Raw genomic sequence first — 23,346 nt, 5'->3', positions numbered from 1 at the left:
TAGTATTACTTTCCGACATTAACGCATATGATTCGTTAGGAAGCGAATTTATGCAGGCCGGGGAGTGGGAGTGGCATGTCATTTTTTGATAAAGTGAAGCAAGGGGCATCTGAAGCAGCGAGGAAAGCGCAACAAACGGTAGAGATAACGAAACATAAAACACATATTTCCTTAAAAGAAAGAGAAATTGATAAGATTTATAAATTAATTGGCGAGTCGGTTTACACGTCGTATCTATCCGGTGATTATTCACAAGTGGAAGCGAATGTTAAGGACTATTGCCAAGGTATTGCTCAAATTAACCAAGAAATCAGTGAGATTGAAGTCAAGATTACCGAGGTTCGGAATGAAAAAGAATGCGTGTGCGGCAAAGTGGTTGTTGCTGACACGAAGTTCTGCTCATCCTGTGGCCATCATTTTGTCTAACTAAATGACATTGGTGTTATGCAGCAGCTTCCGTAGAGAATGATTCTATGGAAGCTGTTTTTGTTTTGCTTAGGTTTTGTTTTTCTTAGGTCTTGTTGCTTAGGTTTTTAGTTGCATGTCCACCTATGCTATGATGAAGAGAAATAGGTCAGTGAATGGAGGCATTGAAAGATGGATGAACACATACAAGCGCCGATCGTAAAAGTAGAAATGTTAATTCGCAGACCAGCACATGAGGTGTTTGAGGCTTTTATAGACCCTGAGATCACATCGAAATTCTGGTTTACAAAAGGAAGCGGAAAATTAGAAACTGGAGCTAGCGTTCAATGGGATTGGGCTATGTATGGCGCTAGCGCGAAGGTTGAGGTCAAAGAAATTGAAGTTAACCAACGAATTCTTCTTGATTGGGGCACCTTGGTCGAGTGGACATTTACCTCGCAAGCTGATGATGCGACCTTTGTGACGATCACGAATACGGGTTTCACAGGCAGTGATGATGACATCGTCAAGCAATCTCTGGATGCAACTGAAGGATTTACGATTGTTTTGTGCGGATTAAAAGCATATCTAGAGCATGGGCTCCGTTTGAATCTTGTATCGGACAAGGCTCCGTACGCACATATTCAGGTATAGATATGAAAGTCATTCACACAACCAAACGCATGTCCTTAGTACAGCTAGACTCATCTTCCAGTGACTTAGTCGTGGATTACTTTCGTCGTAATCGGGACTTTCTAGAACCATGGGAAATGGTGAGGGAGGCGTCATTTTATACAGCAGATTACCACGCAGAATTGTTGGAGAAAGAGAAGAAATTGCACGAGGACGGACAGCTCTTTAAAGTATGGATGCTGTATGATCATCGAATCATTGGATCCATTGCTCTCAATAATATCGTGCGAGGAGCCTTCCAATCGTGTCATTTAGGCTATCGGATGGATGGCGAGCTGCTCAATCAAGGTCTGATGACGGAAGGACTCCAAGGCGTAATTGCCTATGCGTTCGAAGAGCTGCAGCTTCATCGGATCGAAGCCAATATTATGCCTCGCAATCAAGCTTCGATGAAGGTTGTTCAGAAGTTGGGCTTTTATGAGGAAGGCCTAGCGATCAAATACTTGAAAATTCATGGGGTATGGGAAGATCATATTCATATGGTGCTTCGGAATGCCGCGATGGAATAAGCAAATCGTAGTAGATACCAGTAGATAACATCAACGAAATGGATAAAGTACAGTTAATTCTGCAGGATATGGCTCTTTATTGCACTTAAATGGAAAAACTCCAGTTAAATTTCACTATGGCGCCGCATGTGAGCAAATAGTTGAAAATAGCTGGAGTTTTTCCATTTACTCACCCTTGAAGAGGGATTTGGGCATTATTAGCTGTATATTTTCCATTTACTCAAACTTCAAAGTAGTGAGTGAGGGATGGTTACATGTCACTGCCCTCACTGCCCCGCCCGATTCTTCTGATACCGCGTTGCCACCTGAGCCAAATAAGTATGAATCCAGGCATCGACCGTTTCGGAATTCAAACAATGTTTACGAAATTGACTCGGCGGTGTGCCCATTTCCCGGGTAAACACCTGGGTAAAGTAGTGGATGCTTTCAAAACCGGTATCCTCGGCGATTTGTTTCAAGGGGACATCCGTGTAGCCGAGTACATAGGCAGCGCGTTTGATTCTCTCCGTTTTGACAATGGAGGGGAAGGATTGTCCCAATTCATCAGATATCAGACGTGATAGCTGTCGTTCTGATAGGTGGAGACTCTGTGCCACGTCACTAAGTGCTATTTTATGAGAAAGATGATCCTGAATGTAGGCTTTGACTTTCTTCAAAGTACCTTGCAGCTCCAAATTAGCGGTGGACGAAGATGTTTCACCAGAGCGGCAATGCTGCAAAAATAAAGAGATACAACTCATGACCAGCGTATAGGCTAAATGCGTAATGGTTTCTTGGTACCGATCGTTCGTCTCTGAAGCTTGGATGAGCAGAGCTTGCCAAATCAGCATCGATGCCGTGCGATCTGCATGAGGAATAAACAGATGTGGATACGCACATAGTTGGCTGAAATCCTGCAAAAATGCCTCACTCGATTCAGCAGCGACCGGCTCTAGTGCGAAAAATAAGAGCAGCATACCCTCATCGCTTTGGATCGAATGGCGACTCTCGGGTTTCGAGCAATACAGTGTTCCCGGCCGGAGTGGATAGGTAATCCCATCGTGAAAGTATTGTCCTTCACCTTCGGCGACGTAGCATATTTCGAAAAATGAATGCGTATGTGGACGATTACCCTTATGCTGCGGTTTAGCTCCCCAGTAATGAACAAAGATGGAGGCGGAGGCACCTTGCAGCTGCACCACATTTTGATTGAGGTACAGGTTGCTACGCGAATAAACGGATGGACTCAGCATGCAGGGGTCTCCTCTCGAGTAGATTGAAAACTATTATAGCATGGTTTTTTTGAAAAAAAGCGGCCTGTTTTTATAAAGACGAAAACGCCTTCATTTTTTTATAATTACGTTCATAGACAAGTAGAATTTGCAAAGGGGCTGTGAACAGTGGGGAAAGATGTGAACATTTCACTGGCAGGAATTATGGGCTTTCCGGTAACGCCGTATGATCGTAATGAACAGTTGGATGAGAAAGCTTTTCAAGCAAATGTCCGATTTTTGGTGGAAAATGGGTTAGATTCTGTGTTCGTTTGCGCTGGCTCCGGTGAGTTCCAATCCTTAGATATCAACGAATATGAACAATTAGTTTCTGTGGGTGTAGCGACTGCAGCTGGTAAAGTTCCTGTTTTTGCAGGGGCAGGAGGCAATATTAGAGAAGCTATATCACGTGTTCAGCTTGCAGAAAAACTTGGTGCAGATGGACTTTTACTGCTGCCGCCATATTTGATCATTCCTGAGCAAGAAGGATTGTTTAACTATTATCGGACACTTGCCCAGAGTACTAGCTTACCTGTCATCATATATCAGCGTGATAACGCGATTTTTACGTTAAGTACGTTAGAAAAGCTAATCAGCTTACCTAATGTTATCGGATTTAAGGATGGTTTAGGCAATTTTGAGCTAAATATTGAATTCGTACAATCGATCGGCCCAAGGTTACAATGGATGAATGGCATGCCGCTAGCGGAATTAACGATGCCAGCCTATTCGGCACTAGGTTATCTATCCTACTCATCGGCCATTTCCAATTATATTCCGCAGGTATCAAGAACTTTTTATACAAGCTTGCTTGCTGGTGATCAGGCGACGGTTAGATCCATTTATCAGGAAGTCATTTTACCGATTCACCGGATTCGTCAATTGCGTAAAGGCTACGCGGTATCACTAATTAAGGCAGGCATGAACATTGTTGGTTTGCCAGTAGGGTTGGAGGTTCGGACGCCGCTCGTCCAAGTCGAACAAGAGCATTATGAGCGTTTGGAGACGATTATTAAACGAAGCTTAGACCTTGTCGCGATCGCCAATAACGGTTAGGAGGAAAATGTCATGATGAAGGTGTCGATTCAAGTTCCCACATGTGAACTATCCGATAGTGATTTGAAGCAAATGTGTCAACTTGGGGTTGACTGTATTGATTTTACGCAGGGAGGTTCTTTCCCAGGTGTTCGTGAGTTGGGCTTTCCTGATTTGGATAAGCTGTTGCAATTAAAACGCAGAGTTCGCGCCCATGGCATGGAAATTAATCGAGTCACGCTGCCTGACATGTCAACGAGCTTTATGCTGGATGAGCCAGGTTCTGAGATCCAGTTGGACAACGTCAGCAATGCGATTAAAACCTTCGGCGAAGCGGGGATCACGTTAGTTCGGCAGCGTTTTGCAGGTGATGTGTTTCCCTATATGGCGGAGGAGTACACAGCTGTACATCGTGGTGGCGCGTTAGTTCGCGGAGAGTCATTGAGACGCAATTTGGATAAACAACCGCCAACGGTAGAGCAACTGAATGCATGGTGGAAGCGATTTGATCTTGTCTTCAGTAAGCTAGTTCCTTTAGCAGAGGAGTATGAAATGAAGCTAGCAGTTCATCCTTCTGACACGCCTTATCATAACACACCGTTCGGCGGGCTTGGTTTGAACCGGGTAATTGACAGCTTTCCTAGCAGAAATGTGGGACTTGTCTATTGTGTTGGCAGCCGTGGAGAGGCGGGAGGAACACCGCTTGTTCTGGATGAAATCTATCAATATGGCCGGAAGGATAAAATCTTTCTTGTCCATTTCCGCAATGTACGGGGAAGCTTAGCGACAGCAGGTGCATTCGAAGAGGCTATGCTAGACGATGGACATATGAATATGGCTAAAATATTGCTGGAGCTTCATAAAGTTGGCTATAACGGCTGTATCAATCCCGATCACATTACGTCGCTCGAAATGGATCGCGCACCGCATCGAAGTGCTGAATCCAAAATGAACTGGGTCGGATGGGCTTATGCAATTGGTTATGTAAAGGCGCTATTAGCCGCATTGACGGAGTTTAGAGGCGGGAGAGATTAAAATGAGTGAGATTAAAACGTATCTGAACTTGATCAATGGCGGGTGGCAACAGGCAAGCAGCGGTGAAGTTGAAGCAAGCATTGATCCTGCAAATCGACATGAAATCGTAGGCTATGTGCAGCAATCGTCCCTTGCAGATTTGAACGAAGCTGTTGATGCGGCAAAAGCTGCGAAGCTCAGCTGGCGCAAATTATCTGGCTCTGCTCGTGGAGAGTACTTGTTCAAGGCTGCGGATAGGCTAGAGCGTCGATTGGATGAAATCGCTGAGATGATGACCCGAGAAATGGGGAAAACGTTCCCTGAGGCAAAAGGTGAAACGGCTAGAGGTGTCGCGATTCTGCGCTATTACGCAGGCGAAGGCATGCGAAAGGCCGGTGATGTGATCCCATCTACGGACAGCACAGCATTAATGTTTACAACACGTGTGCCATTAGGCGTTGTTGGGGTTATTACACCGTGGAATTTTCCTGTTGCCATTCCTATTTGGAAAATTGCGCCTGCCTTGATTTTTGGGAACACCATTGTGTTCAAGCCTGCTCAGGAAACAGCTATCACGGCTGCCCTGGTCATGGAATGCTTCCAGGAGGCGGGAATTCCAGCAGGTGTCATCAATATGGTGACAGGCCAAGGGGATGTCATAGGTCAGGGGATCTCCGATCATCCAGACGTACAAGGTATTACCTTTACCGGATCAGATCGTATAGGAAAGCTTGTAGGTCAAAGCGCACTTGCCAAAGGGGCGAAGTATCAGTTAGAAATGGGAGGTAAAAACCCCGTAATTGTGCTCACGGATGCGGATCTCGATCTCGCTGTTGAGGCCACAGTTAGCGGTGGGTTACGTTCAACCGGGCAGAAATGCACGGCCACGAGCCGTGTAATCGTGCTAAGCGAAGTTTACGAAGCTTTTAAAAGTAAGCTATTGGCACGTATTGGGCAAATTCGGGTAGGCCCAGGAATGGATCCCTCCTCGTGGATGGGGCCATGTGCGAGTGAAAAGCAATATCATACGGTGTTATCCTATATAGCCAAAGGGATCGAAGAAGGTGGCACCTTGCTTTGCGGTGGAAGTAAAGTGCAAGATGAGGGCTTGGATGCAGGTTTCTATATTGAGCCTACCGTTTTTGAAAACATTACAAGCGCGATGACGATCGCACAGGAAGAAATTTTCGGACCTGTTCTCGCCTTAATGAAAGTGGATACGTTCGAGGAAGCGATTGGCATTGCCAACGATGTGAAGTTCGGTCTTAGTGCTTCAATTTTCACGAGGGATATTTCGAATATACTAACCTTCGTACAGGATATTGACGCAGGACTCGTACGTGTCAATGCTGAGAGTGCTGGAGTGGAGCTGCAAGCACCGTTCGGCGGTGTGAAAATGTCGAGCTCAGGATCGCGCGAGCAAGGACAGGCGGCTATTGAGTTTTACACAGATGTAAAGACGGTATTTATTAAATCATAGTAGTGGGGCCAGTTGCGATTGCAGCTGGCTTTTTATTTTTTCAATAGGTTATATTTGGGGGAGTAGAGGTGAATCTTGTAAAAGTGGCATCCGTGAAGCAAAAGGTGTATATTGGCATGAATGTCATTTTAAGCGTTGTGAAATTGTCTGTGGGAGGTTAGGATTTGGAGTTGGTCATCACCAGTATTCTCGTCATACTAGCGCTCGGCGCACTTTTTATTCTATATAGTACCTTCTGGGTTAACTATGTCTATATTCAGCTAGGCCAACCAGATAAGAAGAATTTCACCGTAGTTCAGATATCCGATATGCATGGGCAAACCCACTTCATCAATGGCTCTCTGAGTCAAAAAGTGAATAACGTCAACCCTGATCTCGTGATGATCACAGGGGATTTGGGATCAACGAGGGAGCAATTGGAACATGTTTTAGCGGAAATTCGACGAATTAACTGTGCTCATTTATATTTTGTTCCGGGTAATCATGAAAGATATATAGGCAGCCAATCGTCGTCTAAGCAGAAAGCGGATCAAGCTTATGATGCTTGTATGCGAACCATAGAAGAGTCTAATATCGCTGTGTTAGCCAATCGTGGGCTGCCCTTCCAAATGGGTGAGAAGATGGGGTTGGTTTATGGATTTGACAACTCCCTATATGACAAAGAACGGATGACACTAAGTGAGGAAGAATTACAACGCTATGATTTTGTCATCATGCTGGCCCATTCCCCGAGTATCATCAAGACAGCGCTCGCACATGAGCATCCGTCCTATGATTTACTACTGGTGGGGCACACACATGGCGGTCAGGTTAGGCTGCTTGGGCGTACGATAGGGGCTTATAGAGATTTTCATGTTGGGCTTAAACGAATAGACGAGCGAAAGCATTTTTATATAAATCGAGGCTTAGGGACTTCGCGGTTACCAATTCGCGTGGGGTGTTCGCCGGAGATCACGGTTTTTAAAATAGGGGTTTAGATTCAGTTTCTTTGGTTAATCCGTATATTTACAGAAGATCCATCCTATGCTACCATGAGTTCAGTGATAATGATTATCAGTACTGCTGAAGTTACTATTCTCAATATGGAGCTGATAGAGTTGCAGGGGACTTTGGATACGCTGGAATTTGCCAATCGAACGATTTATGTATATACACCGCCAACTTACCATAAGGATGTCAACAAGCAATTTCCAGTCGTTATCGTGCAAGATGGATGTTATTTATTCATGGATTCAATGACCGAATTGGAAGCGGATTTCACTTGCGGTGTCACACAGGAAGTAATCTTCGTTGGGATCGAACCGCAGGAACGCAATCGCGAGTATACCCCATGGAAAGCTGAGAATCTGTTGAATGATGGCGGATATTTTGACGGTGAAGGTGACGCGTATCTCCAATTGGTCACGGAAGACATTCTGCCATTTGTCAAATCCCGTTATCGGATTCTGGAAGATGCTGCTCAAATGGGAATTACAGGCGCCTCATTCGGGGGATTGATTTCACTTTATGCAGCGTTTCAAAAACCTGATCATTTCGGCAGATTCGCTCTGATGTCCGCATCACTCTGGTATGCGAATATCATGGATTTTATTGAAAAGAATGTGTTCACACAGTCTGATATGCGGATCTATATGTTTGTAGGTGAACAAGAAGGTGTGGGTCGCACGACTTTACAGCAGTACATGGTTCCCAATACGAGGAAGGCCCACGAGTTCTTATCGGCGAAAATACCTGGCGGGCAGGAACGTATTCGTCTCGAAATAGATCCTGATGGTGTACATCTTCATCGCTATTTTAACGCTTATTTTCCTTATGCGATGCGATTCATTTATCCAGGCAGAACCGAGTAAGCCATAAACGGCAACCCAAGACGGCATTATCGTCTAAGGTTGCCGTTTTTTCATTTATCTAGCTTGTTCACGATCATGTTCTTCGCTGTGTACGACAGGTCTCCCAACAGGTATGTAAACGACGTCTTCTTGCTTTATCAATCGCGAAATCATCGCATCTGATAAGATATTTCGACCGTCCAATAGGATACGCTGGTGCATTAATTGAACCATGAGAACCCAGTTCAGCTCAGTGAACTGCGGCCATTCCGTTAGGATGATGACGGCATCAGCACCAGCCGATACTTCAAAAGCAGAATCCACCTGGGTAACCCCTTTTATGGAGACATGTTGAACGACGGGATCGTAGGCTTGCACATCAATGCCATAGAGGTGACAGAGCTGCACCAAAGTGAGAAATGGCGCATCACGCACATCATTCGTATGCGGTTTAAAGGAGATACCGAGTACACCTAAACGCTTGCCGCGAGGATTTCCCCATAGAGCAATCAGCTTATCCATCATCTGCGGAATGCGCTCCTCATTAATTTGAGCTGTTGCTTCGAGTAAGGGAAGTGAGCGACCGATGGCTTTGCCGGAAGTCAGTAGGGACTGTAAATCTTTAGAGAAGCAAGAACCACCGTACCCGAGGCCTGCTTGCAAAAAGTGAGGACCGATGCGTCGATCTGCACCAACGCCTTCCATCACTTGGCGAATATCCGCCTCATATCCTTCACATACATCAGAAATCATATTGGCAAATGAAATTTTCATCGCAAGGAAGGCATTGGAAGCATATTTGATAAGTTCCGCACTGCGTCGATCACAGACTTGAATGGGGGCATCAATCCCTTGGTAAAGTTGACGAAGTTTAGCCTCAGCTTGGCGCGAATGGCAACCGAATACGATACGATCTGGGTGCATAAAGTCCCTAACGGCACTACCTTGACGTAAAAATTCAGGATTGAAGGCAACTTCAGTTTGGATGCCAGCTGCCAGTAAGCTTTGTTCTAGCTTGTCGCAAGTACCAACGGGAACTGTACTTTTCATAATGACTAGCGGAGGACAGCTGCCAGCTGCATACAATTGAGCTGCTACTTGTTCAACTTGACTAAGATCAGTCTGACCATCCTCTCGCGTAGGGGTTCCGACAGCAATCATGAGGGCATCAGCTCCTGCTGAGGCTTTTATGAGATCGGTTGCGAACAATAATTTCCCTTCACTGCGGCTTATGACAAGCATGTCAAACAGATTAGATTCCCAGATGCTCAAGTGATTATCTTGTAAATCTTGGACCACATGTTCCCGATCCACAGCTGTTACGATATGTCCTAGTTTAGCTAAACAAACCGCAGCTACTAACCCCACATAACCGGCCCCAATAATCGTAATACGCATGCCAATGTCCTCCTCTTATGCCGAATAGAAGCCAGATTTTTTTTCGATGCGACGCAAATCAATGATGTGCTCATAATCATGAATTAATTGGTCGAAGATAGCATCCCACGATCGTCCAAGAGCGAATTGACGAGCCTCAACACGAAAGCTGTGCATACGCTCTTCATGATTCACTAAGTCACAGATTTCTTGTATAAAAGACTGCGGCTGACGTGGTGTACATAAGACGCCGTTCTCCCCATGGCGCACCATTTCGAGTACACCACCGCTGTTCGCCGTAACCACAGGGAGTCCAGATGCCATGGCTTCTTGAACGACATTTCCGAACGTTTCGGTGCTGGAAGGGAAGACAAAAAGGTCAGCAGAAGCATAAATCTGAGCAAGCTCTTCGCCATGTTTATACCCAGCGAACGTCACATTCGCAGGTGCTTGCTCACGCAGTTCTTGAAGCTGTGGGCCGTCTCCTACGATGAGCCAGTGCACATTCGCTTTCAAGGAATCGGGCAAGTCTTTCATGATTGCGGATAAGGTATCGATATCCTTCTCAGGTGCGATTCGGCCAACGTAAAGAAAGAGGTATTGAGCCGTTATGCCATATCGCTCTCGAACCTGATTATTCTTCTTGTCAGGCGTATATAACAGGCAATCAACTCCTCGCGTCCACAGCTGCAGACGTTCAATGCCCTGTTTCTGCAACGTATGAATGGTATCGCTGGATGGCGCAAAGGTTGCATCGCAGGAATGGTGAAACCATTTGATGTAGCTCCAATAAAGGGGGACTGCTGCCTTCATATGATAATAAGTCAGGTACTGATCAAAGTGGGTATGATAGGAGGCTACATGAGAAATGAGCCGCTTACGAGCGTAATGAAGCCCACATAAGCCTAAGTTAAATGGGGTGGCTAGGTGGAGCAAATCAGGACGGAAACGATCGAGTTCAGTTCGAATGGCAGCTAAGTTGGGGAAGGCAAGTCGACACTCGGGGTACAGAAACAAAGGGATGCTGCGAATGGGACGAATAGGATCCGAATACACCATATCAGCCGTGCTTTTTGGTGAAAAAACGAGATGATCGATGCCACGGCGATTCAAATATGACGTTAACCGACCCATCGTGAGTGCAACGCCGTTCATTTGTGGAACAAAAGTGTCGGTAAACAACGCGAGACGCATAGGAATCCCTCCAGTAGTTCCAATTTAGCTTCAGCGTAGCTTGGAAGTATTCGGGGAATATCAATGGCGTATTAATTTTATATAATAATTTCTGATTGGTACTTTCTATACATAAATGTATACTAAGTGAAAGGGACAAATGAATGCCTTCAGAGAGGTTGTGGGAGTCATGATTACTCATTATGCTGGGCTGCAATTACCGACAGTTTCCTTGCAGGGCGCGAAGCAATTTTATCGCGAACAGTTGAAATTTCCAGTGATCTGGGAATCCCAGGATGAAATCCGTTTTCAGCCAACGGGCGACTTCACCTTAACATGTAAAGAAACTGAAACAGCTCTACATCCTGTGCATGTCGCATTCGAAGTCCCGTATTCGGAATTTGATGCGGTTGTCAGCAAGCTGCAAGCTGCGGGTGTTACTCTTCTAAACTGGCCAGATGGTCGAAGCATCGACCAGTTCGAAACGGGAAAGAATGTGTATTTCCGCGATGGAGATGGGAACTTGCTAGAAATCATTGCACATTCCTATGTCAAGGAGGGGATCTTACAGGCTCATGGTGATCTCAGCATCCTATACTTGCGAGAAGTCGGTTTTCCGGTAGAGGATGTTGTCGCGTATCGGGAGATGTTCGTACGTCTTTTTCATTTTAAATTAGATAAAGTGATGGATAACTTCTGCTTTGCGATTGGTGGCACTGCGCATGCCGTGATCCCTTCGACGAAACGCAAATGGATTCCGATTGCAATGAAGGCTTTGCAACCAACAGCCATGGTTGTCACTTTTGGCGTAAGCAGCCATGCTTTTATCAAACAAGTGCAAGAAAGGCTAGACGAAGCTGGCATTCTTTGTGAGCTAACAGCAGCGGGAGAACTTATTTTTAAGTTGGATGCCTACTGTATACATCTAAGAGTTACATCCTTTCCTGAAAATGTACCTGTCCAGTTGAATTTGCCTTTTGCATGAAAGTTGAATTTTTCTTTGAAAATCAGGTAAGATTGGACTCGGGCAAGGAAAATAGCGTGCTTAAGGAGTCCATTTATCGTGTTAAGTGATGATAAACGATTACATGTCACCCAGAATCCCTTTGTACTCATGCCCCTTTTGCTGCTAATATGGGGATCGGTTGCTGCCGTGAGTAAATTGGTTTTGAACCAATTAGACAGCTATCAGGTATTATTTTATATGTACGGCATCGGTGTAGTTATTTTTGCAGTCATTGTACTCATCAAAACGAGAGGATCTATCTTCCAATCATGGACATTTTCGGAGTGGATGCTAGTGCTTGCCTACGGAGTTTTTACGTTCTTATACGACTTTCTCTATCTAAAATCCCTAGAACTCATACCTGCAGTAGAAGCGTCCATGTTAAACTATTTATTTCCCATTTTTATCGTGATTTTCGCCATCCCCATCCATAAAGAGAAACTCAATCGCTACAAAATTTTCTCTATTTTTATGGGTTTTATGGGAACCATTTTATTGATAACAAAAGGTAATTTCTCCAATTTCAGTTTTACAAACCTTGAGGGCGATCTTTTGGCGATTTCTGCTGCGGTGAGTTGGGGGTTGTTTACGAATCTAGTGAAGAAAAACAAGAAAGATATGCTAATGAGTACCTTTGTCATCACATTGGTAGCTTGGCTGCTGGCGATTGTAGGGATGCTGGTTTATTCACAGGGCAAGTTGCTTCAAATGGTCGACTTCTATGGTGTCTTATGGCTCTGCCTCAGCAATATTGTTTTCGGATTTTTCTTGTATTTCAGAGCATTGAAGTATTCATCTGCGTCACTCATTGCGAGTTTCACCTTCTTTGCTCCTTTTGTCACACTTGTATTTATTATGTTGATGTTAGGAGAGCGGCTGACTTGGATGGATGGTCTATCGGCTATTCTTATTCTGTTCAGTGTTCCGGTACAAAGAGTGGGAGAAGTCATTCATAAGCGAAAGGGGATCGTTATATGAAAATAGGAGCGATTAATCATTTGCTTTTCTCCGTCTCCGATTTAGAGAAATCAATTGACTTTTATCAACAGGTCTTTGATGCGAAGCTATTGGTAAAAGGAAGAAATTTGGCCTACTTTGACTTGAACGGACAGTGGTTGGCATTGAATCAAGAGAAAGATATTCCACGTCAGGATATTCAATATTCGTATACCCATATCGCGTTTACGGTTGATGAGTGTGATTTTGATGATTTAGTAGAAAAACTTCGCCAGCTGAATGTATCCCTGCTTCCTGGTCGAACCAGAGATGAGCGAGATAAAAGGTCCATTTATTTCACGGACCCTGACGGACACAAGTTTGAATTCCACACAGGGACGCTGATGGATAGACTCGCATATTACAAAGCGGATAAATCTCATATGGTGTTTTATGAATAAATAAGCGAGAGTATCTTGAGATTAAGGTAGCAAGGCCATAAAAGACTTCGACGCCGCGGAGAGTGGAACTCCCCGAAGTGTTGCAAGTCCTATTTGGCGTGCAGGAAGAGGTTGGGTTAAAGGGATTTCAATTAACTCGCCTGAAGCAAGCTCCTCAGCGATATAATTGCCAATGACAAAAGCCAGTCCGAAACCACGTTTGGCGAATTGAACGAGAAGATCGATGCTGCCCAGCTCGAATTCGGGTGAGAGTGTTACGCCCTTCGAAGCAGCAAAGTCCTCGATATAGCGCCTCGTGCTCGCCGTATGTTCCAATAATAGCAGCGGGTGTGCATGTAAATCTGCTAACGCTATCGGATTACCAGCAAGGTGTGCATAGGCTTTGCCGCCGACAAGACAATCTTGAATCGAGGAGCTTTCTCGGAACTCAATTTGTTTGTCCGAAGCGGGCAGACTAACGATCCCGAAATCGATTTTGCCTTCTTTGAGCAAGGCTAACGTTTCAGGCGTCGTACGGTTTGTAACCCGTATTTTCACGCCTGGATGCTGATTGTGAAAGGCTTCGAGATAAGGTAGGAGATAATATTTACAAAGGGTATCGCTAGCTCCGATATTGATTTCTCCGCTTTGTAAGCTATGCATGTCGGCGATAGCTTTCTCGCCGATTTTCATAAAGCTAAAGGCTTGTTCTACATAACGAAATAACACTTCACCTTCAACGGTTAACGTGACTCCCTTCGCCGTACGAAAAAAGAGTTGCCCACCAAGCACGTTCTCAAGCTGCTTGATCGTGTGACTCACTGCGGGTTGGGTGATGTGAAGCACTTCAGCCGCTTTCGACAAACTGCCGGTCTTGGTGGTCCAATAGAAGACCCGATACCACTCCAAATTAACGTCCATTATATTACCTCACTTTATATCTGATATTACTTATATCAATTATTCTAATGTCATTAGAGCCATTATAATAAGCGGTGTAAGACAAAACAAGTGTTGGAGGCGTTCAATTTGACAGTAACTGCAATTGTAGGTGCGAATTGGGGAGACGAGGGCAAGGGGAAGATGACGGATGTTTTAGCTGCACAATCATCCTTCGTTGTAAGATACCAAGGTGGAAGCAATGCTGGTCACACGATCATTAACGATTTCGGGAAATTCGCTTTGCGGATGCTGCCTTCTGGTGTGTTTTATTCACATGTAACGAATGTGATCGGGCCGGGAACGGCTCTTGATGTGGATATATTAATAAGTGAATTAGAGGCACTTGCAGGGAGAGGTGTTCCTCAACCGAAGTTGGTTATTTCTGAGCGAGCTCAAGTCGTATTGTCAGTTCATCAACGCTTAGATGAACTCGAAGAAGAGCGGCTTGGCGCACTCAGTTATGGTTCCACTAAGCGTGGGATCGCGCCATTTTACGCCGACAAATATGCGAAGCTCGGCATTCAGGTAGCCGATTTATATGATCAGAATCGATTACAGGCCCGATTGGAACATTTGCTCACATCGAAAAATGTGTTACTCCAACACCTCTATGGACAGCCGGCGATTCAGGTGGATGAACTTATGGCGCAGCTGCTGTTGCAGGCTGAACGCATTGCTCCGTATGTGTGTGATACGACAACACTACTCCAACAAGCGAATGCAAAGGGAGAGTCCATCTTAGTGGAAGGACAGCTCGGTGCCTTGCGTGATCCAGATCATGGCATCTATCCGTACTCAACATCATCCTCGACCCTTGCAGGTTTTGCTCCAGTTGGTGCAGGTCTACCTGCTAGTTCAATAACGAATGTGTTCGCGGTAGTAAAAGCCTATTCTAGCTGCGTCGGAGCGGGACCTTTCGTCACGGAGCTGGAGGGGAGCGAAGCGGAAGAATTACGTCGTCGTGGGGGCGACGCTGGTGAATATGGTGTCAATACCAAGCGTCCAAGACGGATGGGGTGGTTGGATCTGGTTGCCACAAGATACGGCTGTATGATACAAGGAGCGACAAGTGTTGTTCTAACCAATTTGGACGTATTAGGCTACTTGGATGAAATTCCAGTCTGTGTCGGATATGAACTGGGAGATGGTTCGATCGTTGAACGGTTTCCAGTCACAGCGATAATGGATTCGGCAAAGCCTATATTGACTCGCTTGCCTGGGTGGAAATGCGATATTTCTCAAGTTCAACGCATGGAAGACCTGCCGCTAGAGGCGAGAAACTATATTGATTTCGTAGAATCTGCGATCGGGGTGAAGATTGCAACCGTTTCGGTCGGACCAAGACGTGAGCAAGTAATTCCAAGATAACCACGCATCAAAAGGAAGCAGCCACCGGGAGGTGGCTTTTTCCTAAACGTCATAGAAATCGGGGAAGTAGGAAAAATAACCATATGAAACCGATGGAGGGATAGCGATGAAGAAAATAATGACGGTTATGTTGATTGCGGGATGTGTGTCGATTCGTCCAGCATGCAGTAAGGCCGAAGTACCCATGCCTTGCAGTGCAGTGCTTGAGCCTATCGCTATGGACAATGCGAATGCCAAAGGAGCGGCGCTCGTCTACAAAGTGAAGCTCACACCAAGTTTTCCTCGTACCAGTATCAGCATGCTTGCGAATCACTTACCTGTCCCCTCAACACTTGGAGACTACGATGGATATGAAGGATTTACGTTTATTCCGAATGAGATTAGTTGGCGGTTCAAGCTGTACCCAACACCTCAAGATGGAGGACCGACTTGGGCAGGAAGATTGGATGATATTACAGCGGATGTAACGAAAAGCACGATGGAGATTCGACTCTCCAATGGGAAAACAGGAAAGCTTGGGCCAGTTGTTTTATCCAGTCCGATGAATGTTTGTAAATAATTGAGATTTTTGTGAAACTTATCGGTGTTACACCTCGTCTAATGAAGTGAATTGTTAAAATATGGGTTGTTGGCCATACTAGATAAAGTAATATAACGATTATGTTGTATTAAAACAACAATTAGATAGTAGACGAGGTGATATCATGAAGTGGTTGAAAACCCTTATCTTACTTGCAAGTGTAAGCTGTATGACAGGTTGCACAGCCCATGCCGTTATAGCTCCAACTAGTGAGATGAGTATCCAACAACAAGATGAATTGAAGCCGATTGTAAAGAAACTATTTGCAGCCCAATTAGATTTGGATGAGCAAGCATCGGTATCCGCGAGTAAAAGAATTTTAAAGTATAAGATTCACGATGATATTCTCATTTTACAAAATGATGAACATACCTACTTTATTGTCTCCTACGATATATTACCAGCATCGATCGAATTCATCCTTGCTGGCGGCGGAGAACGGACCGAGGATGGATGGATCATAAACCGTAAGCATTACGTAACGCTTCAAAAGTTAAATGGTGAATATCAAATAAAGAGCTTGAGTTCTGGGCCATGAAGCGGTTATAAGTAAGATAATCTCATAGTAGCTTAGGAGGATTCCATATGTCCGAACAAACCATTGCTCAAAGATTAAAAGCCCTAGGAATCGTCCTACCCATAGCAAGTGAACCAGCAGCGAAATATGCTAATTTTGTGAAGGTGAACGGTTTATTGTACGTTTCGGGAAAAGGTCCTTTAGGCAGTCCCAAGGGAAAACTAGGGAGAGACTATACGACCGAAGAAGGGTATGAATTTGCTAGATTAACTGGTATTGAGATTCTAGCTGTTCTGCAGTCTGCGGTCGGTTCTCTATCACGCATTAAACAAGTGGTGAAGCTGCAAGGATTTGTCAATGCAGTCCCAGAATTTGAGGAGCATCACAAAGTGTTGAATGGTTGTTCGGATCTCATGTTAGATGTATTTGGAGAGAATGGTGTGCATGCAAGATCTGTTTTTGGAGCCGTTTCTTTGAGAGACAATCTGCCGATCATAGTAGATTCTATTTTTGAATTTGTAGAATAGGAGGGATGCCTATGATGAATCGATTCCTGATTGGTCAATACGGAAGTTTTGATGAGTCTAAAATGAAGAGGGATTTCCGCGAAGGTTTTTTCGGGATAGAAGCTTGCTTATTTGAGTCAGAAGAAGATACGCAAAAGCTTATACTAGCCGCGCAACGCAACCATTTTCAAGTGGGGATTCATTTTCCATTACGTCCTCATGTATCTAACATGCGAGATGCTTTATTCCTGGCAAATACGCCTGAGATGAGAGAATCCGCCTATGCTTGGGTGCAGAGTGAGCTGGAGTACCTTGCTTCCATGAACCCAACGTACATCCTTTTTCACTATCCGAAGCCTGTTGTTCTGGATGATCGGGTAGATTGGCGTACGTGGAGATTCTCTGACAAATCGGAGTATATGTCTGAAAATGAGATGACACTTACAGAATTAATCGAAAGAACAGAAGTGCTTTTTCAATGGTTGACTATGAAAAGCGAAGCGTATGGCTTCATCCCTGTTCTTGAATTTGATGCGTTGAATCGATATATCTATGATACGACTTTTCTTGAGGAGCTGTTAGGGAAGTATCCCCAAATCAAAGTTTGTCTAGATACAGCGAGACTGTATTTACAGGAAAAGGTAGACCCATACTTTGATGCTAGAAAAGTGATACATAAATTTGCCCGTTATGCCTATTCGATTCATCTAAGTACAGTGCAAATTAAGGATACAATTTCCAATTCGCGTCATCCTGTCCTACCTGAATTGGATCCACGAGACGGTTGGGCCCCTATTGAGGATTATCTCGCGATAGTTGCTGAGCAGAATGATCAAGTGAAAATCATGTTTGAGCACCGTTCTGATTTTATTAGTGAAGATCAATTGAATCAATGTTATGATTGGGTGGCGCGTTTATTGAACAATGGAAAATTAATACGCAGCAATCATTCTTATTAAGCAATCATTTTAACTACTAGGGCAGTATGAAAGTTTTGGAGGTTTTTACGAAGTGAAGAAATCAAGATGGAAGCTGTTTACGTATGTTCCTTTTTTGGCGGCGATCATCGTCATCGGTTTGATTCAAACGTTCATGTTGGCGAATGAAAATGTAAAGCCATATCCAGAACCTTTTGGCCGTGCAACGGAATTAACGCAAGTAGCAACGATCGGTGAACCTGTGCAAATGGTTGGCGATCGCAGCTTTGCGTATTTGGCAGGAAAAACGATTGAATTGGTCACGATTGATGATAAGGGGCAGCGTACTTCGGAAACACGCGGCTTACCTGCTGAGGGTTCATTTCGTTCCTATAGGCAATTAGATAAGGATCATGTGGTTTGGATTGGGGACGGAAATCAGCTATATACGAGCGAGTGGAAGAACGGCGCTTGGTCGCCGATGTTCGTAATGAATGCCAATGAAATTACGGCTGTTCAAACGGTAAAGAATTCTCAAGGGGAAAGCATCCTGTTGGCTTACAATGATACAACACTGTATGTGAGTGCTTTTCATCCGAATGAGAAGCTAACTTGGTCCCAGCTTGATATCCCCAATATCAGACATATCCAAGGACATCGGGATGCGACCGGCAGTCTTTCACTCGTCTACGCAATCAGTAAAGAAGGCAATGAATCTTTTCATTACGTTCAACTCGCATCAGAAACTTGGAAACCGCTTGTACAGCGCAAGTTAAAGGATGTCGATTATGCAACGAGTAGTTTAGATGATATAGCGCTGGCAGTCGATGGTTCATCAATGATGACGGTGTATACGACGAGTTCTCGTAAATCTGGGAAGAGTACGTTGCACTTGCTTACATTCCCTTCGAATCAACCAGATAAGTTGGTAGATGATGTTATCAACCTGCCTGTCACGACTAAGAGCGATTCGGATACGATTTTGCATCCTTCCTTCACACAATCTTCCTCTGGCGAAGTTACGCTTGTGGTATCGTCTGTTTATGAGAAAAATAGGCGCCAAACGAGTCAAGAGGTGTACAAAGTTAGTTTCAAGGATGGTAAAATGAGAGATTCTGCTCGGATTAGTCAATTCAGTGGATTCGCGTCCTATCCGAGCTTAGCGACAAGAGCAGATAGTTCATTAGCTGTTTGGCTGGATGCCGTGAATGCGGAGTCCTATCGCGTTTATTACGCAACAGATCAGATACCTTATTTGGAGCGTATGAACCATATAGGCACAGAGGATTTGCAAGAAGCAGCTGGAAACTTACCGCTTTTTTGGGGGATTGGCGTTCTCACGGCACTTATAAGCTTAAAATGGATTTTACTACCTGGCCTTTATTTAGTCATTATCAGTGTATTTTGGCAATATCATTATGATGAGCATGCCAAGCGGCATTTTGGGATATCCCTTGCGATGTATCTCATCGTCAAAGCCCTTTTTATTGGGGATTTTCGAAAATCAATGGCTCTGCAAGTCATGCCAGATAGCTTGCAATCTGTGTGGGCTGGCTTGTTGTTACTCGCTATTTTTGCTGTCATTTCTTATGGTGTAACTCGCTTATGGCGAAGAGGTTTATCTGAGCGAAATGTAGGGCTCGAGATGTTCTACTTTGTTGTGCTTGATGTATTCATGACGAATTTGTGGTATTCGTTCTTCCTGTCACCAGCATCTTTATAGTCATTTTTTTGACAAACATGTTGAACATAGGGGAATGGATTGCTATGATATACCTATCAATAAACGATGTGTAACTGGCGGAGCATGGGTAACCATGAGGGAGCACACCGATAATAGCCGTACGCCTGGGCAGAGGTAAGGGGAATTCCCCTTACCTCTTTATGTTCTTACCTTGGGAGGAATGATGAGATGAATGTGGAAACAGTAATCTTGGACGGTAATCGGGTGGCAACGAACATGAAAGAGGCGCTGATAAGTAGAATTAGTCAGTTAGCTTTGAAAGGGGTCACACCTTGCCTAGCGACGATTTTAGTTGGCGATGATCCTTCTTCAGCTACTTATGTGAAAATGAAAGGAAATGCGTGTAAACGACTGGGTATCCGTTCTATTCGAGTTGAGCTACCCGCGCATACAACGACTGAAGAATTAATCGCTGCCATTCAGAAACTGAATGCTGACCCAAGTGTGCATGGGATTTTGCTTCAACATCCTGTCCCTCATCATATTGATGAAAGGGCGGCATTTGAAGCGATTCATATGGATAAGGATGTAGATGGCGTAACGACACAAGGTTTTGCTCAAAATGCCTTCGGCATTGCTGCTTTTCCATCCTGTACACCAGCGGCTATCCTAGCCATTATGGATGATTACCAGATTCCCATAGAGGGCAAACACGCTGTGGTGATTGGCAGAAGTCCCATTCTGGGGAAGCCGGTTTCTATGATGCTATTAAATCGGAACGCAACTGTAACCATCTGTCACTCAAAGACGTCGAATGTGGGAGACATGGTTCGATTAGCGGACATTGTGGTAGCGGCTGTTGGTAAACCGAATTTTGTGCAAGGAGATTGGATTAAACCAGGAGCGGTCGTGATGGATGCGGGATATAATCCAGGCAACATTGGAGATGTTGATTATGAGGCTTGTCGCGTGAAGGCATCAGCGATTACACCTGTTCCTGCGGGAGTAGGACCCGTTACTATAGCAACCTTATTGAAACATACAGTTGATGCAGCGGAGAAGTATGTGAATTCTAGATGATAGGGGGCAGGAGCATAGGTGAAATTATTTCACGTAAGCGAAGAGAAAGACATTGCTATTTTTAACCCTAGAATTCCTACAAGAAAAGACTTGGATCCAGAAAAAGGATTAGTATGGGCGATTAATGAACAATGCCTACCTAATTTTCTGACACCTCGGAATTGTCCAAGAGTGACCTATCATTGCAATGAAACCACTTCTGATGAAGATAAAAGACACTTTATTTCCTCGCAGTCAACGACGCATGTTGTTGCTATCGAGCATAAATGGTTTGATATTATGAAACAGACAACGCTATATTTGTACGAACTTGATTCGACCGATTTTTACTCGCTAGATCCTGGAGCTGGGTACTATGTGAGTGAGAAGTCACAAATACCTATCCATAAAGTTGAAATTCGAGATTTGTTCGGAGAGCTCTTTAGAAGAAACGTGGAAGTTCGCATTTTGAATAATTTATGGGACTTGTCTGATAAAATTCAGCAAGCGAGTTTCAATTATTCCATGTGTAGAATGGGATTTGCGGAGCAGCGAGAACTCTAAATACCTTCTAGATAAAATAGCCAAAGAATTGGACAAATTCATGATCCTATTCTTTGGTTTTTTTGCTATATTAAAAGAGTAAGTAACGATAGGGAGGAATGGACATGTATAAATTTGGATGGTGCAGTGGAATTCAGGAAGCGGAAAGACTTCAACGTATTGGCTTCGATTATATGGAATGCGCTCTCGTATCATTAAATTTAGAGGATGAGGCGGACTTCAACACCAAGCTTCCTTTGTACGTGAACAGTCCATTGCCGGTGCAAGCTTTCAGTATATTTTTTCCTGGAGACTTGAAAGTGGTAGGTCCAGAAGCGGATGAAGAACGAATCCGTCGTTATGTTCATAAAGCTGCAAGCGCTTTAAATAAGATAGGAGCTCAGACAGCCGTATTGGGAAGTGGAAAAGCACGTCAAATCCCGGACGGTTGGGAGCGCAATCGCGCAGAGGAACAGCTGCTTCAATTACTCTCTGTCATCGGTGAAGAATTCCAAGATACAAGTGTTTCATTGGCTATAGAGCCTTTGAATCGCAAGGAATCTAACATAATCAACACAGTTTCTGAGGCGGTAGCTTTTGCTAAACAAGTAAATCATCCCTCCATACGGGTTTTGGCTGATTTCTACCATATGGATGAAGAACAGGATTCAATCACTACCCTTATCGAAAATAAAGAATGGCTCCAACATATTCATCTTGCCGATACAGGACGATTGTCCCCTGGGACTGGACAGTATCCCTATGATCAATTCGTTACGGCCTTGCATGCATCCGGGTATAAAGGTATGATTTCCGCTGAGTGTACGGTGCATGATCCAGAGAAGGAGTTTGCAGCAAGTTTGGCCTTTATGCGTAGTAAGTTCCTTTAACGGGTATTCCGATTTGAAGAGGAATACGGTATTTGGGGGTCGAACTATAGAATACCGAGTAGTTTGCTATGATTTCATTTTTTCGGGAATTAGAGAGATAAGGTTGTGACACATATGCTAAAAGACAAAATACTGCGAAGAGAAACAGGTATCCTTACCTATGGGATGACGCCGCCGAAAGAAACACAATCCCTAGAGAAAATGGCTGAAATTTCACAAAAGCAATGTGAGCGGCTTCAGAAGCTTCAAATAGATGGCTTAATTCTTTACGATGTGCAGGAGGAAAGTGATCGGATTGATCAAGATCGTCCTTTCCCGTATTTGCAAACCGTTGATCCGACGACTTACAGCAAGGAGTATTTGTCCAAGCTAAAGGTTCCCAAGATTATTTATCGCTGTGTTGGTAAATATACGGAGGAACAATTGTCAGATTGGATCAGGGCTGATCATGATGAAGAGCGGTTTTCCGTGTTTGTTGGCGCCTCTTCTAGTAATCAAGAGGTTCATATGGGGCTTCCGGAAGCCTATGCGTTAAGTCAGAAGCTGAACAATAATCTTACATTAGGTGCCGTTGTCATTCCGGAAAGACACATGAAAAAAGATGATGAGCATCTAAGAATGGCTAGCAAAATAGAGAGTGGAAGCCGCTTCTTCATATCGCAAGCAACCTATAATGTGGAAGCGTCCAAAAACTTCTTATCGGACTATTATTATCACTGTAGAGAAAATAAGCTAGACATGGTGCCGATTTTGATGAATATTGCGCCTTGCGGATCAACCAAAACCTTAGAATTTATGAAATGGCTAGGGATCAGTATCCCGAAATGGTTGGAAAATGATTTGAAATATTCCCATGATGTTTTGGACAAATCGGTAGCTGTATCGCAACAAATTTTCGAAGAATTATTCGAATTTGGATTGGAAAAAGGAATTCCGATCGGGTGCAGTGTTGAAAGTGTCTCCACGCGCAAAGTCGAGATTGAAGCTTCCATTCAATTAGTCCATGAGATTAAAGCCATGATGGATAAGAAGATGCGATCTTCGTTTGTTTTTTAAGTGGAACGATAATTCTTTGAAGAACTTGTGATAACTGCTTCTTCGTGTTTAGATGTAATTACTACAGCTAATTTGCTCGAATTTGGCGTGTTTTGATGATTAGATGGAAAAAGTACATTTAATTTGAATAATATTTG

Annotated in this window: 25 protein-coding genes and 1 riboswitch; of the genes, 21 read left to right on the top strand and 4 right to left on the bottom strand. The window is 44.1% G+C overall.

Annotation, left to right across the window (positions count from 1 at the left end):
- The first annotated feature begins 75 nt into the window (after window positions 1-75).
- The 3 genes from AC58QM_RS22495 (at window position 76) to AC58QM_RS22485 (ending at window position 1,607) form a co-directional block, all read left to right on the top strand.
- Window positions 76-426 carry a zinc ribbon domain-containing protein gene (locus AC58QM_RS22495; protein WP_310224186.1) on the top strand — a complete coding sequence of 117 codons (351 nt, stop codon included), beginning with the start codon at window positions 76-78 and terminating at the stop codon, window positions 424-426.
- Between the two features lie 171 nt (window positions 427-597).
- Complete coding sequence (locus AC58QM_RS22490; protein ID WP_497287088.1) at window positions 598-1,059, top strand: SRPBCC family protein; 462 nt, start codon at window positions 598-600, stop codon at window positions 1,057-1,059.
- A gap of 2 nt (window positions 1,060-1,061) precedes the next feature.
- Entirely contained in the window at window positions 1,062-1,607 is a 546-nt protein-coding gene (locus AC58QM_RS22485; protein WP_497287087.1) for a GNAT family N-acetyltransferase, read from the top strand.
- Between the two features lie 266 nt (window positions 1,608-1,873).
- Here the strand turns inward: AC58QM_RS22485 and AC58QM_RS22480 are convergent, their stop codons facing one another.
- Window positions 1,874-2,839, bottom strand: coding sequence for a helix-turn-helix domain-containing protein (locus tag AC58QM_RS22480; RefSeq protein ID WP_497287086.1), 966 nt, complete (start codon window positions 2,837-2,839; stop codon window positions 1,874-1,876).
- Window positions 2,840-2,986: 147 nt separating this feature from the next.
- On the opposite strand from AC58QM_RS22480, the gene kdgD reads away from it, so the two are divergent.
- The 5 genes from kdgD (at window position 2,987) to AC58QM_RS22455 (ending at window position 8,236) form a co-directional block, all read left to right on the top strand.
- Window positions 2,987-3,913, top strand: a complete 927-nt coding sequence (gene kdgD / locus AC58QM_RS22475) for a 5-dehydro-4-deoxyglucarate dehydratase (protein WP_497287085.1) — start codon at window positions 2,987-2,989, stop codon at window positions 3,911-3,913.
- Window positions 3,914-3,925: 12 nt separating this feature from the next.
- Window positions 3,926-4,927, top strand: a complete 1,002-nt coding sequence (locus AC58QM_RS22470; protein WP_497287084.1) for a mannonate dehydratase — start codon at window positions 3,926-3,928, stop codon at window positions 4,925-4,927.
- Between the two features lies 1 nt (window position 4,928).
- Window positions 4,929-6,386, top strand: a complete 1,458-nt coding sequence (gene gucD / locus AC58QM_RS22465) for an alpha-ketoglutaric semialdehyde dehydrogenase GucD (RefSeq protein ID WP_497287083.1) — start codon at window positions 4,929-4,931, stop codon at window positions 6,384-6,386.
- A gap of 164 nt (window positions 6,387-6,550) precedes the next feature.
- The gene (locus tag AC58QM_RS22460) at window positions 6,551-7,363 is read left to right on the top strand and encodes a metallophosphoesterase (RefSeq protein WP_497287082.1); all 813 of its coding nucleotides are present in this window, start codon (window positions 6,551-6,553) and stop codon (window positions 7,361-7,363) included.
- Window positions 7,364-7,432: 69 nt separating this feature from the next.
- Window positions 7,433-8,236 (top strand): alpha/beta hydrolase, encoded by an 804-nt coding sequence (locus tag AC58QM_RS22455; protein ID WP_497287081.1) that lies wholly within the window; start codon window positions 7,433-7,435, stop codon window positions 8,234-8,236.
- 54 nt (window positions 8,237-8,290) lie between these two features.
- On the opposite strand, the gene AC58QM_RS22450 is transcribed toward AC58QM_RS22455, so the two are convergent.
- The gene (locus AC58QM_RS22450) at window positions 8,291-9,613 is read right to left on the bottom strand and encodes a UDP-glucose dehydrogenase family protein (RefSeq protein WP_497287080.1); all 1,323 of its coding nucleotides are present in this window, start codon (window positions 9,611-9,613) and stop codon (window positions 8,291-8,293) included.
- Window positions 9,614-9,628: 15 nt separating this feature from the next.
- On the bottom strand, window positions 9,629-10,786 hold the full coding sequence (locus AC58QM_RS22445; RefSeq protein ID WP_497287079.1) for a glycosyltransferase family 4 protein: 1,158 nt from the start codon (window positions 10,784-10,786) through the stop codon (window positions 9,629-9,631).
- Window positions 10,787-10,955: 169 nt separating this feature from the next.
- Here AC58QM_RS22445 and AC58QM_RS22440 point away from each other — a divergent pair, with 169 nt between their 5' ends.
- From AC58QM_RS22440 to fosB, 3 genes are all read left to right on the top strand, one after another.
- Window positions 10,956-11,750 (top strand): VOC family protein, encoded by a 795-nt coding sequence (locus AC58QM_RS22440; RefSeq protein ID WP_497287078.1) that lies wholly within the window; start codon window positions 10,956-10,958, stop codon window positions 11,748-11,750.
- Between the two features lie 78 nt (window positions 11,751-11,828).
- Window positions 11,829-12,749 carry a DMT family transporter gene (locus tag AC58QM_RS22435; RefSeq protein WP_497287077.1) on the top strand — a complete coding sequence of 307 codons (921 nt, stop codon included), beginning with the start codon at window positions 11,829-11,831 and terminating at the stop codon, window positions 12,747-12,749.
- The gene (gene fosB / locus AC58QM_RS22430) at window positions 12,746-13,168 is read left to right on the top strand and encodes a metallothiol transferase FosB (protein ID WP_497287076.1); all 423 of its coding nucleotides are present in this window, start codon (window positions 12,746-12,748) and stop codon (window positions 13,166-13,168) included. Before AC58QM_RS22435 ends, fosB begins: the two co-directional genes overlap by 4 nt.
- Before the next feature lie 21 nt (window positions 13,169-13,189).
- Here fosB and AC58QM_RS22425 read toward each other — a convergent pair whose 3' ends face one another.
- Complete coding sequence (locus tag AC58QM_RS22425) at window positions 13,190-14,068, bottom strand: LysR family transcriptional regulator (protein ID WP_497287075.1); 879 nt, start codon at window positions 14,066-14,068, stop codon at window positions 13,190-13,192.
- 108 nt (window positions 14,069-14,176) lie between these two features.
- On the opposite strand from AC58QM_RS22425, the gene AC58QM_RS22420 reads away from it, so the two are divergent.
- The 10 genes from AC58QM_RS22420 to AC58QM_RS22375 all read left to right on the top strand — a co-directional run bounded on the left by AC58QM_RS22420 (window position 14,177) and on the right by AC58QM_RS22375 (window position 23,209).
- Window positions 14,177-15,457 (top strand): adenylosuccinate synthase, encoded by a 1,281-nt coding sequence (locus tag AC58QM_RS22420; protein WP_497287074.1) that lies wholly within the window; start codon window positions 14,177-14,179, stop codon window positions 15,455-15,457.
- Window positions 15,458-15,563: 106 nt separating this feature from the next.
- Window positions 15,564-16,016 carry a YoqH family protein gene (locus AC58QM_RS22415; protein ID WP_497287073.1) on the top strand — a complete coding sequence of 151 codons (453 nt, stop codon included), beginning with the start codon at window positions 15,564-15,566 and terminating at the stop codon, window positions 16,014-16,016.
- A gap of 145 nt (window positions 16,017-16,161) precedes the next feature.
- Window positions 16,162-16,575 carry a hypothetical protein gene (locus tag AC58QM_RS22410; RefSeq protein WP_497287072.1) on the top strand — a complete coding sequence of 138 codons (414 nt, stop codon included), beginning with the start codon at window positions 16,162-16,164 and terminating at the stop codon, window positions 16,573-16,575.
- 47 nt (window positions 16,576-16,622) lie between these two features.
- Entirely contained in the window at window positions 16,623-17,081 is a 459-nt protein-coding gene (locus tag AC58QM_RS22405; protein WP_497287071.1) for a RidA family protein, read from the top strand.
- An 11-nt stretch (window positions 17,082-17,092) separates the two neighbouring features.
- Window positions 17,093-18,019 carry an apurinic/apyrimidinic endonuclease family protein gene (locus AC58QM_RS22400; protein WP_497287070.1) on the top strand — a complete coding sequence of 309 codons (927 nt, stop codon included), beginning with the start codon at window positions 17,093-17,095 and terminating at the stop codon, window positions 18,017-18,019.
- A 52-nt stretch (window positions 18,020-18,071) separates the two neighbouring features.
- Window positions 18,072-19,700, top strand: coding sequence for a hypothetical protein (locus AC58QM_RS22395; RefSeq protein WP_497287069.1), 1,629 nt, complete (start codon window positions 18,072-18,074; stop codon window positions 19,698-19,700).
- A gap of 60 nt (window positions 19,701-19,760) precedes the next feature.
- Window positions 19,761-19,838: riboswitch (ZMP/ZTP riboswitch) on the top strand.
- 51 nt (window positions 19,839-19,889) lie between these two features.
- Window positions 19,890-20,741 (top strand): bifunctional 5,10-methylenetetrahydrofolate dehydrogenase/5,10-methenyltetrahydrofolate cyclohydrolase, encoded by an 852-nt coding sequence (locus AC58QM_RS22390; protein ID WP_497287068.1) that lies wholly within the window; start codon window positions 19,890-19,892, stop codon window positions 20,739-20,741.
- Window positions 20,742-20,759: 18 nt separating this feature from the next.
- Entirely contained in the window at window positions 20,760-21,284 is a 525-nt protein-coding gene (locus AC58QM_RS22385; RefSeq protein WP_497287067.1) for a DUF6886 family protein, read from the top strand.
- A gap of 104 nt (window positions 21,285-21,388) precedes the next feature.
- Window positions 21,389-22,153, top strand: a complete 765-nt coding sequence (locus AC58QM_RS22380) for a sugar phosphate isomerase/epimerase family protein (RefSeq protein ID WP_497287066.1) — start codon at window positions 21,389-21,391, stop codon at window positions 22,151-22,153.
- Between the two features lie 114 nt (window positions 22,154-22,267).
- Entirely contained in the window at window positions 22,268-23,209 is a 942-nt protein-coding gene (locus AC58QM_RS22375) for a methylenetetrahydrofolate reductase (protein WP_497287114.1), read from the top strand.
- Window positions 23,210-23,346 lie beyond the last annotated feature (137 nt).

The sequence above is a fragment of the Paenibacillus sp. J22P165 genome (genome assembly GCF_059692015.1).
This window is presented reverse-complemented; position numbering and strand designations above follow the sequence as displayed.

What these genes read in the sequence shown, in the direction of transcription:
- AC58QM_RS22495 (WP_310224186.1), top strand. Translation starts at nt 76, where the DNA reads ATGTCATTTTTTGATAAAGTGAAGCAAGGGGCATCTGAAGCAGCGAGG.
- AC58QM_RS22490 (WP_497287088.1), top strand. Translation starts at nt 598, where the DNA reads ATGGATGAACACATACAAGCGCCGATCGTAAAAGTAGAAATGTTAATT.
- AC58QM_RS22485 (WP_497287087.1), top strand. Translation starts at nt 1,062, where the DNA reads ATGAAAGTCATTCACACAACCAAACGCATGTCCTTAGTACAGCTAGAC.
- AC58QM_RS22480 (WP_497287086.1), bottom strand. Translation starts at nt 2,839, where the DNA reads ATGCTGAGTCCATCCGTTTATTCGCGTAGCAACCTGTACCTCAATCAA.
- AC58QM_RS22470 (WP_497287084.1), top strand. Translation starts at nt 3,926, where the DNA reads ATGATGAAGGTGTCGATTCAAGTTCCCACATGTGAACTATCCGATAGT.
- gucD (WP_497287083.1), top strand. Translation starts at nt 4,929, where the DNA reads ATGAGTGAGATTAAAACGTATCTGAACTTGATCAATGGCGGGTGGCAA.
- AC58QM_RS22455 (WP_497287081.1), top strand. Translation starts at nt 7,433, where the DNA reads ATGATTATCAGTACTGCTGAAGTTACTATTCTCAATATGGAGCTGATA.
- AC58QM_RS22450 (WP_497287080.1), bottom strand. Translation starts at nt 9,613, where the DNA reads ATGCGTATTACGATTATTGGGGCCGGTTATGTGGGGTTAGTAGCTGCG.
- AC58QM_RS22445 (WP_497287079.1), bottom strand. Translation starts at nt 10,786, where the DNA reads ATGCGTCTCGCGTTGTTTACCGACACTTTTGTTCCACAAATGAACGGC.
- AC58QM_RS22440 (WP_497287078.1), top strand. Translation starts at nt 10,956, where the DNA reads ATGATTACTCATTATGCTGGGCTGCAATTACCGACAGTTTCCTTGCAG.
- fosB (WP_497287076.1), top strand. Translation starts at nt 12,746, where the DNA reads ATGAAAATAGGAGCGATTAATCATTTGCTTTTCTCCGTCTCCGATTTA.
- AC58QM_RS22425 (WP_497287075.1), bottom strand. Translation starts at nt 14,068, where the DNA reads ATGGACGTTAATTTGGAGTGGTATCGGGTCTTCTATTGGACCACCAAG.
- AC58QM_RS22415 (WP_497287073.1), top strand. Translation starts at nt 15,564, where the DNA reads ATGAAGAAAATAATGACGGTTATGTTGATTGCGGGATGTGTGTCGATT.
- AC58QM_RS22410 (WP_497287072.1), top strand. Translation starts at nt 16,162, where the DNA reads ATGAAGTGGTTGAAAACCCTTATCTTACTTGCAAGTGTAAGCTGTATG.
- AC58QM_RS22405 (WP_497287071.1), top strand. Translation starts at nt 16,623, where the DNA reads ATGTCCGAACAAACCATTGCTCAAAGATTAAAAGCCCTAGGAATCGTC.
- AC58QM_RS22400 (WP_497287070.1), top strand. Translation starts at nt 17,093, where the DNA reads ATGATGAATCGATTCCTGATTGGTCAATACGGAAGTTTTGATGAGTCT.
- AC58QM_RS22390 (WP_497287068.1), top strand. Translation starts at nt 19,890, where the DNA reads ATGAATGTGGAAACAGTAATCTTGGACGGTAATCGGGTGGCAACGAAC.
- AC58QM_RS22380 (WP_497287066.1), top strand. Translation starts at nt 21,389, where the DNA reads ATGTATAAATTTGGATGGTGCAGTGGAATTCAGGAAGCGGAAAGACTT.
- AC58QM_RS22375 (WP_497287114.1), top strand. Translation starts at nt 22,268, where the DNA reads ATGCTAAAAGACAAAATACTGCGAAGAGAAACAGGTATCCTTACCTAT.